We start from the raw sequence: 14,346 nt of genomic DNA on the forward strand, positions 1-14,346 counted from the left end.
CGCTTTCTCACACTAGCGCGTTTCGTTTTGCCATCTCGATAAGTTCTACCAAGGATTTGGCTTGAAGTTTTTGCATCAGCCGCTTTTTATAAGTGCTTACTGTTTTATTACTCAGAAACATACCTTTGGCGATTTCCTTGTTGGTGCGGCCTTGTGCAAAAAGTTGCAATACCATTAGTTCGCGGTCGTTGACGGTCTTGAATAGTTCGAGTTCCTGGGATTCCACGCCGTCTACACCATTGCTGTTCAGTGCCTGGCTCGGGAAATAGTTGTAGCCGGACAACACCGCGCGAATGGCGCTCAGCAACTCACTCAAATCGCCTTCCTTGCACACGTAGCCATCGGCGCCCGAGCGCATGCAGCGTGTGGCGAAGAGGGTGGGGGACTGGGCTGTCAGGATCAGGGTCTTCATTGACGTGTTCATCGCGTTGAAGCGGCAGAGCACTTCCAGCCCATCCAGCTTGGGAATGCTGATGTCCAGGATAATCAGGTCAGGCAGGCATTCGCGGACCATTTGTATGGCGTCGCAGCCGTTATCCGTTTCGCCCACCACTTTGTACCCTTCGTGCTCCAGTAACATTCGGATGGCAAGTCGTATAACAGGGTGGTCATCGATAATAAAAACTGAGTTCATGATCACATTCCATGCAAGTGCAAATAAAGCGGGCACATTAGCTTAGAAGAGGAGGGAGGAGCATGAGTCGAGGGGGAAGTAGATATAAAACAGGAAAAGTCCTACATGAGAAAAGGTAAATGCCTACCGGCTGCTAAGGCGTTGTGAAGCGATATGTCAGTGCTGTGGCAGTGAGTGAACTAAATGCTGCTGTCATGGATTTAACGGGTGCGGCGCCGACGTTTTTCGTCAGTCCATGATGTTTAATTCCTACATTTGTAACTTAAGTAAAGGGCACAGCAAGTGCGCAAGTTCATTCTTGTTCAGTGGCTTTGATAAGTAACCGAGTAGTGGCAGGCCACGATCTGCCGCTTGGGATATCAGGCTGGCGAGTTCCGCCACGGGCAATCCGCTCAGCAGGATGGCGGTCGTGGTAAAGCGTCGGCGGCTGGCGATATCAATCAGTTCGAGTCCGGGCAGGTCAGGCAAGCATTGGTCACAGAGGATGATGTCGAAAGGCTCCTCGGCCCGTGACATCAAACAGATTGCCTGCTCGGCGTTTTCGGCTGGCGTCAGCCGGGCGAAGCCGAAGCTTCTGAGCAGGCACTGGGTGGCGAGAAGTTGAAAAGGATGATCCTCCACCAGCAGGATACGAAGTGGGTAATTGGGCATTGGGGGCCACGCGGTGAGTCAAGCGTCGATGGGGGCGCGTAGGAACAGATCGCCAGGGTCGCCGGGAGCGTGCGTGATTATTCATCGGGTGGCTGTGCGAATTCGATCAGGCCGCTCTGTTCCCTTTGTAGGCAGATTCCTTTCAGGAAACAGGCGACGTGATCGTGCTCGTTATTGAGGGCTGGAGCGTCCGGTCATTTCCCGCGCCATCTCGGTGGCATAGCTGTCGGTCATGCCCGCGATAAAGTCGATCATGCGTAGGAACGACGCGTGTAACGGCCACTCGGGGTTCGGCGCGTTGTTGCCAAGCAAGTCGAGAATGCGCCGGTTCTTGAACGACGGCGTGCGCCCGCCATGTTGCTCAAGCGCGGCACCGCAGAAGGCGTTCAGGAGAATCTCGAGGGTGGTGTAGGCGCCGATCTCATGCAGGGTCTTGCGCTTGTCCTGAAAGATTTTCTTGCGCGCCATGTCTTTGGCATCCAGGACGCAGCGTTTGGCCGGGCCGTGCATATGCTCCACCAGATCCCCGGGCAGGGTGCCGGCCAACAAAGCGTCTTGCTGTTCCACGAAGGCCCGTGCCGCCGCGTTGGTCAAATGCTCGATGGCCTTGCCACGCAGGATCGCCAACTTGCGTCGACGGGAGTCCTGGGCGCCGAGTTGGCGATAGGTCTGTGGCAGGTCATCGCCCACCAGGTCCAGCAGCAGCGACTCGACTTCGGTGTACTCCAGCAACTCCATTTCCAGACCGTCTTCCAAGTCGATCAAGGCGTAGCAAATGTCGTCTGCCGCCTCCATCAGATACACCAGCGGATGCCGGGCCCAGCGCTGATCCTCGAGTTGCGGCAGGCCGAGCTTGTGGGCGATCTGCTGGAGGATCGGCAGCTCGCTCTGGTAGCAGCCGAACTTGTGTTTCTTGTACCCCAGCGAGTCCGCGTGCCGGGCGGTCCAGGGGTATTTCAGGTACGTGCCCAGGGTTGCGTAGGTCAGCCGCGTACCGCCGTCGAACTGGTGGTATTCCAGTTGGGTGAGCACACGAAAGCCCTGCGCGTTGCCTTCGAAGTTGAGGAAGTCATTGCGTTCGGCGCTGCTCATGTCGTCCAGCCAGCCGCGCCCTGCAGCCTGCTGGAACCAGTGGCGGATGGCGTCTTCGCCGGAATGCCCGAATGGCGGGTTGCCGATGTCGTGGGCCAGGCAGGCCGATTGCACCACCATGCCCAGGTCGCTCGGGTCGCACCAGTCGGGCAGGGCGCTGCGCAAGGTCTCGCCGACGCGCATGCCGAGGGAGCGGCCCACACAGCTCACTTCCAGGGAGTGGGTCAGGCGTGTATGGATGTGGTCGTTGCTGGAGACCGGGTGTACCTGGGTCTTGCGGCCCAGGCGGCGAAATGCGCCAGAGAAGATAATACGGTCGTGGTCTTTGTGAAACGGGCTACGCCCCAGTTCTTCCGGGCTGTGCAGCGGTTTGCCAAGACGTTCGCGAGTCAGCAGGGTGGGCCAATCCAAGGCGGGTACTCTCCGTACGGTGAATGACCCTCCCAGCTTCCCGGTTCAGCGCGACCTGGGCAAGCGAAAATCTACAGCCCGGCTGCGTCGATATCGATTAACAGCAAACGCTGACCGTTATCGAAGAATTGTCCGGCCGTGAGGCAATACTGATTGGTGGTCGCGTCGCGGTAGGTCGAAGACAGGGTCAGGCGCCGCTCCTCCCACCCCTCGGCCAGCAGGTGATAGAAGTACGGGCGCCACGACCAGTTATGGCCCAGGTAGCGACTGTCGGCCTGCCAGGCGTCCTGGCGCCATTCGAAGTTGGGGGTCAGCTGCGTGCCATGCCGGTCGCACTGGTAGAAGCGCAGCAGCCAGGGAAACGCCGGCAGTTGCGGTAACTGGCTCAAAGGCGCCTGGGCCTGCGCCCAGGTTTGCAGGATGTTCATCAGCTCGGCCAATTGCTGGCGCAGTTGCATAATGCGCCCACGCTCTGCGAGCTTTTGTTGGACATACGCGGTGCGCAGCTGGGCGAAACGCGAGACGAAGGCATCGGCGGCGAACCAGTCCAGCTGCGCCTGGGCAAACAGATAGCCCTGTACGTACCGCGAACCACATTCCAGGGCGAAACTTAACTGTGCCTCGGTTTCCACGCCTTCGGCGATGATCCAGCACCCGGTCTTCTCCGCCATTTGCGCCAATGCCCTGACCACTTCGCTGCTCGGCCCGCCGCGGGCGGCGGCCTGGAACAGGCGCATGTCCAGCTTGAGAATATCCGGCTGCAATGCCAGCACCCGGTCGAGCTGCGAATAGCCAGCGCCAAAGTCATCGATGGCGATTCGCGCGCCGGCCTCGCGATAACGCACCACCACGTCGGCCAGGCGCTGGATGTCGCCGCCCAGTTCGGTGATCTCGAACACGATGCGTCGTGGGTCGACGCCATGGCTGTGGATCTGCTTCAGGCTCGGCAAGGCTTGGCCCGGGCGCAGGCGATTGATCCAGCGCGGCGAGATGTTCAAGCTCAGGAACCAATCTTCGGGGGCTTCGTGCAAGCGGCTCAGTGCGTTGTCACGGATCTGCCGGTCGAGACGGCGCAAGGTCACGCCCGGCGTGCGTGGGTCGGCGAACAGCGGGCCCACGGACTGCAAGCGGCCGTCAGCCTGGCGCAGACGGCCCAGGGCCTCAACGCCGGCGATGCGGCCGGTGGCGGTGTCGATAAATGGCTGGAAGCAGGCGAGCGGTTGCCCGTCGATCACGGGGCCTCCTTAAGCGAGGTGGCGAAAAAAAGGCCCGGCCCTCGAAAACGAGGGTCGGGCCGATTCTGTTAGCAAGAATGCAGCCAGCCAGGCTCAACCTTTGCGCGATGAACCCTGCATGGCCAGTTTGATCAGCGGGATCAAGCCGGCGCCCAGGCGCACCATGCGCGTCAGGCTGCCGATACCGCCGCCCTTGGCGCCCTTACCGGTAAAGAAGCCCATCAGCGTCACAGCGGCCACGCCCCACAGCGGCGCGTGCTTGATGCCCAGGCCGTCCTGAAAGTTCTGGCCCAGGTTGCGCACCTTGTTCAAGGGCGACATCAATTGCTGGGATTCGTGTCGAATCTCCTGGCGGTGCATTTCCATGCGCAGGCGAATCAACGCCTTGCGCATTTCCCGCCGTGAGGTGTTTGTCGGTAGTTGAGTCATGGCAGCAGGCGCTCCCGGTCATTGGCCAGCTCTTCGAGGGTGGCGTGGAACGGCGTGGACTCATCGAACACCGCCGCTTTCAAGCGTACCCCGCAGAACGCTGCGGCCAGCGTGTAGAACACGCAGAGGCAGATGATCCCGGTCAGGCGGTAGCCGGTGTCCCACACCAGGATCATCACCAAGGTCGACAGCCCCACCAGCAACAGCAGCGCAAACACCAGCGCCAGGCCGGCAAACAGCAGCAGGCTGACGGTGCGGGCCTTCTGTTCCTGCAATTCAATGCCAAACAATTCGACGTGGCTGTGCAGCAAGCCCAACACGGCCGCGCCCAAACGTCTTGAGGTAGTGCCCGTGGACGAGCCAGTTTCGCCGATAGACATGATTAGCGCCTTGTGGCCAACAGGCCGATCAGAAAGCCCACGCCGGCGGCAATGCCCACCGACTGCCAAGGGTTGGCCTGCACGTAATCTTCAGTGGCGGTGACCGCCGCCTGGCCACGTTCGCGCAGGGACTCTTCGGTCTGTTTCAGGGTTTCGCGGGCCTGCAGCAGCGTGTCATGAATCTTCGCACGCAGCTCATCGGCCTGGTCACCGGCAAGCACCTTGGTGTCATCCAGCAACCGTTCGGTGTCAGTCACCAAGGTTTGAAAATCCGCCATCAATATTTCTTGAGCAGTCTTTGCAGTTCTTCTGGCCATGGTTATCTCCGTGATTGGCTGATCGGTACGTCGGTTCGATACGCAGTGGTTTCGAGTCACCGGCACCGGTGAAGGTTCAGTGCAATTGTCTGGTACAGCTTTTGCTTTGCCTTGGTGCGCAGGCCCCGGGGCTTGCGCTGAATCCGGGCGGCTTTAGGCAATGCCTTGAAAAACCTTACCCTAAATAACTGAAACCCGCGGAAAAACCCTTTCGGCAACGGCCTGTTGTGTTGATCGCTGCGCTAAAGCGGTTCACATTCTCTGTAGAGGGGTGGGGCCGGCGGTGCCAATTTAGTGCGCGCAACCCTGGCTTGAACCGCTTTGGTGCTTTTTGCCTTTATTACAGGCCTGCCAACCTCCATGGAAAATCTGCAAAGTGCAGTGGACACCCTCGTCCATAGTTCCAATACCCTGTTTATCCTGATCGGTGCGGTCATGGTGCTGGCCATGCACGCCGGCTTCGCGTTCCTGGAAGTGGGCACCGTGCGCCAGAAAAACCAGGTCAACGCCTTGTCGAAGATCCTCAGCGACTTCGCCATTTCCACGCTGGCCTATTTCTTTATAGGCTATTGGATCTCCTACGGTGTGAGCTTCATGCAACCGGCCGCTGTGATCAGTGCCGATCATGGTTATGGGTTGGTGAAGTTCTTTTTCCTGCTGACCTTCGCGGCGGCGATCCCGGCGATTATTTCCGGCGGTATCGCCGAGCGTGCGCGGTTTGCGCCGCAGCTCTGTGCAACGGCGTTGATCGTGGCGTTTATCTACCCGTTTTTCGAAGGCATGGTGTGGAACGGCAATTTCGGCCTGCAGGCGTGGCTGCTCGCGACCTTTGGCGCCAGCTTCCACGACTTTGCCGGTTCCGTGGTGGTGCACGCCATGGGCGGCTGGCTGGCGCTGGCGGCGGTGTTGTTGCTTGGCCCGCGCAATGGGCGCTACCGCGACGGGCGCCTGGTAGCGTTTGCGCCGTCGAGCATTCCGTTCCTGGCGTTGGGCTCGTGGATTTTGATCGTCGGTTGGTTTGGCTTCAACGTGATGAGCGCGCAAACCCTAAACGGCGTCAGTGGCCTGGTGGCAGTCAATTCGCTGATGGCCATGGTCGGCGGCACGGTTGCGGCCCTGGTCATCGGTCGCAATGACCCAGGCTTCCTGCATAACGGTCCATTGGCCGGGCTGGTGGCGATCTGCGCGGGCTCCGACCTGATGCACCCGGTGGGCGCGCTGGTCACGGGGGCAGTCGCCGGTGGTGTGTTCGTGTGGTTCTTCATCGCGGCCCAGGATCGCTGGAAGATCGACGACGTACTGGGTGTGTGGCCGTTGCACGGCCTGTGCGGGGTGTGGGGCGGCATCGCTTGTGGCATTTTCGGCCAGACCGCCCTCGGTGGGCTGGGGGGTGTCAGCCTGATCAGCCAGTTGATCGGCACCGCCCTCGGTGTGCTGGTGGCGCTGGCCGGCGGCCTGTTGGTGTACGGCGTGATCAAGCGCGTGACCGGGCTGCGCCTGAGCCAGGAAGAGGAGTACTACGGCGCGGACCTGTCGATCCACAAGATCGGCGCGGTCAGTCAGGATTGATCGGCGCCTCTTCTGCGTTGTTCGGGTGCGAGTAAAAACCGTGCAGCAGGTGATAGCGGTTCTGCCGCACTTCATCGACACGCGCCTGTACCTGTTGGTCCGGCAGGCCTAGCAGGATCAAGGCATGGGAGGCGAGCATCAGGCTCGACTCCAACAGCTCGGGCACCACTTCATTGGCGCCCGCGGCTTTCAGTTCGGCCAGTTGGCTGTCATCGCGGGTGCGCACCAGAATCGGCACTTCGGGGTTGATCCGGCGCGCTTCTTTCAACACCACCAAGGCAACGTCGCTGTTGTCCACCGCAATCACCACCAACCGTGCACGCTCCAGGCCGACTGCACTGAGCAGGGCACCACGCCGGCAATCGCCGTAATGCACGCTGCTGTCTTCGGTCGTGGCTTCCTGGACCCGTTCCGGGTCGTCATCCAGGGCGATAAACGCCTGTTGCTCATTGCGCAGGAAACGTCCGATGGATTGGCCTACGCGTCCATACCCGCAAATCACTGCGTGCCCGCGCAACTCGGCGTTCAGCGCGGTGATTTCTTCCAACTGCACTTGCTGGTTGGGCTTGCGGTGCAGGCGCAGGGCAATGCGTGGTGCGGCGCGCAACAGCAGCGGCGTCAGCAACATCGAACAGAACGTGGCAGCGAGCAGCAGGCCGTTGAATTCATCCGGGATCAGACGGCTTTGCTGCATCTGCGCCATCAACGCAAAACAGAACTCGCCACCCTGGGCCAGGGCCAGGCCACTGCGCCAGGCGGTTTCACTGTCGCTGCCACGCAGCTTGACCAGCGCGGCGACCACACAGCCTTTGGCCACCATCAATGCCAGGGTCATGCCGAGGATCAGCAGGCTATGGCTGACGAACAGTTGCAGGTCGATGAGCATGCCGATGCTGACGAAAAACAGCCCCAGCAAGATGTCGCGAAACGGGCGGATATCCGCCTCGATCTGATGGCGGTAGTGGCTTTCCCCTAACAACATGCCGGCGAGGAACGCACCCAGCGCAGGGGAGAGCCCAAGCAGGTGGGTGAGCCAGGCGGTCAGCAACACAATCACCAGCGCCAGCAGCACAAACAGCTCTGCCGAATGGGAGGCGGCGACCTCGCGGAACAAACGCGGCAACAGCCAACGGCTGGCGAGCAGCAGGCCGACAAACAAGAACACGGTTTTGCCGAGTGTCAGCGGCAGCGCCAGGTACCAGGCTTGCTCACCGGTGCCGGCAAACACCGGCACCAGGGTCAGCAGCAACACCGCCACTACGTCCTGAAACAGCAACACGCCAATCGCGTTCTGGCCGTGGCTGCTGAAGATTTCACCAAGGCTGGTCAGCTCCTTGCTGACAATCGCCGTGGATGACAACGCCAGCCCGGCCCCCAGCAACAGGGCGATGCCCGGCGCCACACCAAAGGCCATCAATAATCCGCCCAGCAGTACTGCGCACCCCAGCACCTGCAAACTGCCCAGGCCAAACACCACACGGCGCAAGGCGAGCATCCTGGTCAGGGAAAATTCCAGGCCCAGGGAGAACAGCAGAAACACCACACCGAGTTCGGCGAGGTCGGGCAGGTCCTCGCTGTCATTCACCCAGTCCAGCGCGGTGGGCCCCACGGCCAGGCCGACGCACAGGTAGCCCAGCACGGGCGGCAATCGCAACCGGCGAAACAGCGCAATCACCACCAGGGATGAGGCCAAAATGATCAGCAGGTTGGCAAACACACGCATCTCCGTTGCTAGGGGGCAGGCAAAAAGCCGCGAGAATCGCCGAATCAGTTATACGCCATGGTGACCTGGGTCAGGGTTTTAGTGAGGGTGGGCGAGAGGCCGTAACCGAGCTTAGAATGGTGGCCTGTTTTCTGACCAGGTCCATTGCCATGCTTCCTGAATGCCAGTTATTCGGCACCCTGGGTTGCCATCTTTGTGAAATCGCCGAAGCCGAAATCATGCCGCTCGTCGAACACGGGTTGCTGGTGGAACTGGTGGATATCACCGACCCCGAAGACCTGACCGAAGCCTACGGCCTGCGGATCCCGGTGCTTCGCCGGGTAGACACCGGGGCGGAACTGGATTGGCCATTCGACACACAACAGGTTGTCGCCTTCCTTCGCTGAGTTTTATGCGATGGCAGGTTTCCGATTATTACGTTACTGTATGTTTGTACAGCGATTGAATAGAGGGAACGCCCGTGGTGAATGTTGAACAACTGAAAAGCAGCGTCAATCGCATGTCCGCCGATGTCGTGCGCGACGCGGTGAACGAGCTGCGCCTTGACGGCCTGGTCACGGAAGGCAAGACGCCGTTTAATAAAGTGCATTTCAATACTTGCTTCGCCGAGATCGAGGCGCTGTTCCAGCGCGCCGGTTATCACAAGCAGCTGGATGTGGTGGGTTACCAGGGCTTGTTGTACGCGTTGTACGACCCGGGCCGCTGGGAAGCGGTGGACGTGCTGCGCTGGCTCAAGGAGTTCACCGACGCCGCCAGTGCCTCGAAGGTTCTGCGGGCCGCGTTGGCCAAGGCCTGAGATTCGCCCTAGGCTCAATCCCGCGCAATGCGGGATAATGCCTGCCGGTTTTCCCAAGGCTTGAGCATCTGCATGTCCACTTCTGTTTTTATCGCCTCCGAGCATCAAGCCAGTACGTTGTACTTGCCACCGGGCCCTTGGGCGACGGTGCTGGATTGCCTGTGCGAACACTTCCCGGCGATCAGCCGTGAACATTGGCTGGACCGCATCGCCCGCAGCCGCGTATTGGATATCAACGGCAGCCCGATCAGCCAGGACCTGGCCTACAAGGAAGGGCTGTGCATCTATTACTTCCGCGAAGTGCCCAACGAGAAAATCATCCCCGTACAGGAAACCATCCTGTACGCCGACGAGCACCTGGTGGTGGCAGACAAACCCCATTTCCTGCCCGTGACCCCGGCCGGTGAATATGTCGAGCAAACCCTGCTGCGGCGCCTGATTCGCCGCCTCGACAATCCATCGCTGGTGCCCTTGCATCGCATCGATCGGCATACGGCGGGGTTGGTGCTGTTCTCGGCCAACCCGGCCAGCCGCTCCGCGTATCAACAACTGTTTCCCACGCGCAAGATCGATAAATTCTACGAGGCCATCGCACCGGCCTTGCCTGAACTGGCGTTCCCCAGGGTGCATAAAAGCCGCCTGGTCGATGGCGAGCCGTTCTTTCGTATGCAGGAGGGGTCTGGCGCCGCCAACACTGAAACGGCTGTGGAAGTGCGCGAAAAGAATGGCGATCTATGGCGCTACGGCCTGTTTCCCGTGACCGGCAAGAAGCACCAGTTGCGTGTGCACATGACCGCACTTGGCGCGAGTATCTGTAACGACCCGTTCTACCCGGATGTGATCAAGGACGCGGTGGACGACTACGCCAACCCACTCAAGCTGCTGGCCCAGGGCGTGCGTTTTATCGACCCGGTCACCGGCGTAGAGCGCAGCTTCCGCAGCGAGATCACCCTGGACTGGTAACCCCTCGGAAACGACAAGGCCCGCGCGAGGCGGGCCTTGTGGCAAACGCTAAGACTTACAGGTCTTTAACGGTGCGAACCTGATCTTTGTTGATGCGGGTGCGCTTGCCGTCAAGTTGTTCGAATTCGTAGAAACCCGAATCTTCATTGTATTTCGGGGTGTCGACGGCCTGGATTTCGCGACCGTCATTCAGGGTGATCACTGTCGGCGAGGCGCAACCGGCGAGGGTGGCGAGGCCCAGTGCAAGCATGAGAGCGGCGATGGTCCGTTGAGTCATGAGTTTGTCTCCGAGAGAATACTTTTTAATTGCTGACCTTGTGACGCGTGCGGCGCCGACAAAGTTCCTGATGCGAGGTTCATTCTGACATGCCCGACAGCGTCTGTAACAGCTCGGGCGTATTAAGGTTGGCCAGTCGCGGGTCATCCGCCGGGCACTCCAGTCCCACGCCACCCAGTTGCAGGAAGATCTTGCGTGGGCTGCGTTCACCCGCACGCCATGCCTGTTCTACCTCAGTTTGCAGGTGGGTAGGGATGATGCAGATCAAGGGTTCCCAGAATTCACCATGGCGCACCATCACTGGCAGTAGCGGGTTGCGCTGCGCTGTCTGCCGCAGGTCGGCGAGCAATCGGGCGTCGATATGCGGTACATCGCACGGCAATATCAGCAGGTGCGCGTGGCGCGCGGCGGCGAGTCCCGCACGGATACCGGCGAGCGGGCCGGGAAAGTCCGGGCTGTCGTCATTCACCAGTTGGTCGGCATAGACGGCGTACTGTTGCGGGTTGCGGTTGCACGAGATGATCAGGTCATCCGTGAGCGGTCGCACCAGGCTCTGTAGATGCGCGATCAAGGGCTGGCCACGCCAATCCAACAGGCCTTTGTCCTGGCCGCCCATGCGCTGCCCGCGCCCACCGGATAGCAGCAGGATCGAACACGGCAGGGGGGATGAGTCGATAGGCATGGCGGTTCCGCAGCGGCAGCAAAAGGGGGGCCTGTGATATAACATCGGGCTGTTCCTTCGACAACCGGACCGTGCCATGAACGCCAAGGCAGATGCGCCCTTCGTACCCCTGAATATCGCTGTATTGACCGTCAGTGACACCCGCACCCTGGACACCGACACCTCGGGCCAGGTCTTCGTCGACCGTCTCACCGCCGCTGGCCATACCCTGGCCGAGCGCGTGCTGCTCAAGGACGACCTTTACAAAATCCGCGCCCAAGTCGCCCACTGGATCGCCGAAGACGTGGTGCAAGTGGTGTTGATCACCGGCGGCACCGGCTTCACCGGCCGTGACAGCACGCCTGAGGCCGTCAGTTGCCTGCTCGATAAACAGGTCGACGGTTTTGGCGAGCTGTTCCGCCAGATATCCGTGGCTGATATCGGCACCTCTACCGTGCAGTCTCGCGCATTGGCAGGCTTGGCCAATGGCACCCTGGTGTGCTGCCTGCCGGGTTCCACCAATGCGGTGCGTACCGGCTGGGATGGCATCCTCGCCGAGCAGTTGGACAACCGTCATCGCCCGTGCAACTTCGTACCGCACCTGAAGCAGGCCGAGCCTTGTGAATCCCGTGGGTAAGCCTGGCAAGACCGGCGCCCTGATGCCGGTGGAAGAGGCCTTGCAAAAACTGCTGGCGATGGCCGAAGCCGCGCCGATCCGCGAGCAGGAAACGCTGCCCCTGGCTGACTGCGATGGCCGTGTATTGGCCCAGGACCTGATCTCTACGCTCGACCTGCCGCCTTGGCCGAACAGCGCCATGGACGGTTACGCCGTGCGCTTGGCGGACTGGACCGGTGAACCGTTGGCAGTGAGCCAGCGCATCTTCGCAGGTCAGTCGCCACAGCCCCTGGCCACCGGCACCTGCGCGCGGATCTTCACCGGCGCGCCGGTTCCCGAAGGTGCTGACTGTGTGGAAATGCAAGAAAACGCTGTGGTTCACGCCGACGAGCGCGTGAGCTTCACCGAAGCCCTGCACATCGATCAGAACATCCGCCCCCAAGGCCAGGAAACCACCGTAGGCGAGCTTGTGTTAACGGCCGGCACGCGCCTGGGCCCGATTGAGCTGGGCCTGGCCGCTTCCCTTGGCCGTGATTGCCTGGCAGTAGTACGCCGACCGCGTGTGGCGGTGTTGTCCACCGGCGATGAATTGATCGAGCCGGGCTTGCCGCTCGGGCCGGGGCAGATCTACAACAGCAACCGTGGCGTGCTCTGCTCATGGCTGGCGCGCATGGGTTGCGAAGTGATCGACGCCGGCATCCTGCCCGATGACTTGGACCGGACCCGCACTCGCCTGGCCGATCTGGGCAATGTCGACCTGATCCTGTCGACCGGCGGTGTGTCGGTAGGCGAGGCGGACTTCCTCGGCATTGCCCTGCGTGAAGAGGGTGAGCTGGCGCTGTGGAAACTGGCGATCAAGCCAGGCAAGCCGCTGACCTTCGGCCACTTCCGAGGCGTGCCGGTGATCGGCCTGCCGGGCAATCCGGCCTCGACGCTGGTGACGTTTGCGCTGCTAGCGCGCCCTTATTTGTTGCGCCGTCAAGGCGTGCAAGATGTCGAGCCGCTGCGCTTTGAAGTGCCGGTGGGGTTCGTGTGGCCCAAACCGGGCAATCGTCGCGAATACCTGCGCGGGCGTATCGAGCAGGGCCAGGCGATCATCTATCGCAACCAGAGTTCCGGCGTGCTGCGCAGTGCGGCGTGGGCGCAAGGGTTTGTGGAGGTGTTGGAAGGCACGACATTGACGATTGGCGACCGGGTCAACTTCATTCCTTTGAGTGAAGTAATGGGCTGACGCGCAGTTCATCGGTGGCTGACTGACGCTCAAGAAAAGTCCTATGAGTAAACCTGAGCGGGCAGGCTAATTTGCCGAGTTCTGGTTAACTGGAGGACTGACGATGACTATCCAACGTGCTACATCCATTAATAGCGTGGAGGCGCCCGTTTACGCCGAGCCCGGCATGCCCACTGCAGCCTCAATCAATTCAACCAATGCGCGTAGGGTCTTGAGCGAATTGATTGGCCGGCCGCCTTCCGAGGACAATTATCGAGAGCGACTTGCCTGCATGATCGCCGATCCGAATATTACTTCCTGGCAGGCGTTGACGCGCAACCCAGGGCAGTTGCAACGGCTGCAGGATAACGAGCGGTTGGGCTGGTCCAACCCGGCTGCGGCTGACAGCAGTATGCCAACACTGGCGCAGGCTCTGGGTAAAAGAAACGTCTGGCTGCCTGAGGTGGAAAGCCTCAATGCCAACATCCTGAAAAATCTGACGGCGCAGTTGGCAGAGAAGTACCTGACGCAGTTCCAGTCAATCCTCCACGACCAGGCACCTGCCGTGTCGCAAGATGTCTCGATAGTTCGCGGTGCGCCGTCAGCGGGTAAAACCACCTTTCTGACTGGCCAGTTCGCGCTCAACACCGATGTTGTGAAGAATATGATCCAGAACCGTATGCCCGGTACCAGCATGCTGCAAGTGCATGATCAGGGCGCGGCACTGGTTCAGCAGTTCATGGGGCCTATGGAAAAGCGCTTGGGGCAGCCATTGACGCGGGACGCGTTGTACCTGTGGCCAAATGACTTCAATCAGAAGATCGCCGATGTCGCACGTTTGAGCCAAGCGCCCAAGCTGCATTTCCATGATATCCAGGTGGACCTGGCGACCTTGTGCTGCCGGATTCTCAAACGTGGGACGGATGAGGCGGTGATGGACTTCAATGTCCTGAGCCAGTTTTTCAGTGCGGGTCTGGAGCATCGTGGCCAGAGTATCGAGTCGGTCAAGAGCAATCAGGGCAGGCTCAAAGAGTATTCACTGTCGGCCTGGGACGGTCAGCAAAACGTGCTCGTCGCCCAGCGCGCACCAGGTACGAAGGCGTTTGTGATCAAGGATCAGGTCCTGTTCGATCATGTTACTGCCCGAGATAGCCGTTCCATCAAGGCGGAGATAGACAATGTTCGCAACACCGTCATTAACGCGCAGTTCATCGAGGCCTTCACTGCTCCACTTCCGCCGGCTCAGGCCAGCGCGTTCGGTGCAGCATTGCGGCGGTACGAGGGGCAGACGTTCGAGCAGGCGTTGAAGCAGCATGCGCAGCGCAAGCCCGTTGCCACGTCGGTCGCGGCCCGCGTGTTGGCCGGTGTGATGCCCGGCTGAT

At 60.5% G+C, this 14,346-nt stretch carries 17 protein-coding genes; 7 read left to right on the forward strand and 10 right to left on the reverse strand.

Annotated elements, in window-relative coordinates; translation table 11 throughout:
- Positions 1-7 precede the first annotated feature (7 nt).
- The 7 genes from AB4O35_RS14500 to AB4O35_RS14530 all read right to left on the reverse strand — a co-directional run bounded on the left by AB4O35_RS14500 (position 8) and on the right by AB4O35_RS14530 (position 5,149).
- The gene (locus AB4O35_RS14500; protein ID WP_065872716.1) at positions 8-634 is read right to left on the reverse strand and encodes a response regulator transcription factor; all 627 of its coding nucleotides are present in this window, start codon (positions 632-634) and stop codon (positions 8-10) included.
- 249 nt (positions 635-883) lie between these two features.
- The gene (locus tag AB4O35_RS14505; RefSeq protein WP_065872715.1) at positions 884-1,285 is read right to left on the reverse strand and encodes a response regulator; all 402 of its coding nucleotides are present in this window, start codon (positions 1,283-1,285) and stop codon (positions 884-886) included.
- Between the two features lie 171 nt (positions 1,286-1,456).
- Positions 1,457-2,788 (reverse strand): deoxyguanosinetriphosphate triphosphohydrolase, encoded by a 1,332-nt coding sequence (locus tag AB4O35_RS14510; RefSeq protein ID WP_065945658.1) that lies wholly within the window; start codon positions 2,786-2,788, stop codon positions 1,457-1,459.
- 71 nt (positions 2,789-2,859) lie between these two features.
- On the reverse strand, positions 2,860-4,023 hold the full coding sequence (locus AB4O35_RS14515; protein ID WP_065945657.1) for an EAL domain-containing protein: 1,164 nt from the start codon (positions 4,021-4,023) through the stop codon (positions 2,860-2,862).
- A 93-nt stretch (positions 4,024-4,116) separates the two neighbouring features.
- Positions 4,117-4,452, reverse strand: a complete 336-nt coding sequence (locus AB4O35_RS14520) for a hypothetical protein (RefSeq protein WP_065882429.1) — start codon at positions 4,450-4,452, stop codon at positions 4,117-4,119.
- Positions 4,449-4,832: a phage holin family protein gene (locus tag AB4O35_RS14525; protein ID WP_033901397.1), complete on the reverse strand. Its 384-nt coding sequence runs from the start codon at positions 4,830-4,832 to the stop codon at positions 4,449-4,451. Before AB4O35_RS14525 ends, AB4O35_RS14520 begins: the two co-directional genes overlap by 4 nt.
- A 2-nt stretch (positions 4,833-4,834) precedes the next feature.
- Complete coding sequence (locus tag AB4O35_RS14530; RefSeq protein ID WP_065872711.1) at positions 4,835-5,149, reverse strand: ElaB/YgaM/YqjD family protein; 315 nt, start codon at positions 5,147-5,149, stop codon at positions 4,835-4,837.
- A gap of 360 nt (positions 5,150-5,509) precedes the next feature.
- Between AB4O35_RS14530 and AB4O35_RS14535 the strand changes: the two genes are divergently transcribed.
- Positions 5,510-6,718, forward strand: coding sequence for an ammonium transporter (locus AB4O35_RS14535; protein WP_065872710.1), 1,209 nt, complete (start codon positions 5,510-5,512; stop codon positions 6,716-6,718).
- On the opposite strand, the gene AB4O35_RS14540 is transcribed toward AB4O35_RS14535, so the two are convergent.
- A complete protein-coding gene (locus AB4O35_RS14540) occupies positions 6,705-8,441 on the reverse strand; it encodes a cation:proton antiporter (RefSeq protein WP_083207091.1) in 1,737 nt (578 codons plus the stop codon). The two genes, AB4O35_RS14535 and AB4O35_RS14540, sit on opposite strands and share 14 nt — an antisense overlap.
- Before the next feature lie 149 nt (positions 8,442-8,590).
- On the opposite strand from AB4O35_RS14540, the gene AB4O35_RS14545 reads away from it, so the two are divergent.
- From AB4O35_RS14545 to AB4O35_RS14555, 3 genes are all read left to right on the forward strand, one after another.
- Positions 8,591-8,827 carry a glutaredoxin family protein gene (locus tag AB4O35_RS14545; protein WP_065882540.1) on the forward strand — a complete coding sequence of 79 codons (237 nt, stop codon included), beginning with the start codon at positions 8,591-8,593 and terminating at the stop codon, positions 8,825-8,827.
- Between the two features lie 74 nt (positions 8,828-8,901).
- Positions 8,902-9,237 carry a transcriptional regulator gene (locus AB4O35_RS14550; protein WP_065872709.1) on the forward strand — a complete coding sequence of 112 codons (336 nt, stop codon included), beginning with the start codon at positions 8,902-8,904 and terminating at the stop codon, positions 9,235-9,237.
- Between the two features lie 72 nt (positions 9,238-9,309).
- The gene (locus AB4O35_RS14555; protein ID WP_065889470.1) at positions 9,310-10,200 is read left to right on the forward strand and encodes a pseudouridine synthase; all 891 of its coding nucleotides are present in this window, start codon (positions 9,310-9,312) and stop codon (positions 10,198-10,200) included.
- Positions 10,201-10,255: 55 nt separating this feature from the next.
- Here AB4O35_RS14555 and AB4O35_RS14560 read toward each other — a convergent pair whose 3' ends face one another.
- Positions 10,256-10,477 carry a YgdI/YgdR family lipoprotein gene (locus AB4O35_RS14560; RefSeq protein ID WP_010211805.1) on the reverse strand — a complete coding sequence of 74 codons (222 nt, stop codon included), beginning with the start codon at positions 10,475-10,477 and terminating at the stop codon, positions 10,256-10,258.
- A 79-nt stretch (positions 10,478-10,556) separates the two neighbouring features.
- Complete coding sequence (mobA, locus tag AB4O35_RS14565; RefSeq protein WP_065872707.1) at positions 10,557-11,159, reverse strand: molybdenum cofactor guanylyltransferase MobA; 603 nt, start codon at positions 11,157-11,159, stop codon at positions 10,557-10,559.
- A 76-nt stretch (positions 11,160-11,235) separates the two neighbouring features.
- Here mobA and moaB point away from each other — a divergent pair, with 76 nt between their 5' ends.
- The 3 genes from moaB to AB4O35_RS14580 all read left to right on the forward strand — a co-directional run bounded on the left by moaB (position 11,236) and on the right by AB4O35_RS14580 (position 14,345).
- Entirely contained in the window at positions 11,236-11,775 is a 540-nt protein-coding gene (gene moaB / locus AB4O35_RS14570; protein WP_048729884.1) for a molybdenum cofactor biosynthesis protein B, read from the forward strand.
- A complete protein-coding gene (locus AB4O35_RS14575) occupies positions 11,759-12,985 on the forward strand; it encodes a molybdopterin molybdotransferase MoeA (protein WP_065909893.1) in 1,227 nt (408 codons plus the stop codon). The genes moaB and AB4O35_RS14575 overlap by 17 nt, the downstream gene beginning before the upstream one ends.
- Positions 12,986-13,088: 103 nt before the next feature.
- Positions 13,089-14,345, forward strand: a complete 1,257-nt coding sequence (locus AB4O35_RS14580; RefSeq protein ID WP_139132496.1) for a hypothetical protein — start codon at positions 13,089-13,091, stop codon at positions 14,343-14,345.
- Position 14,346 lies beyond the last annotated feature (1 nt).

It is taken from the genome of Pseudomonas sp. H1_A03 (assembly GCF_054685145.1).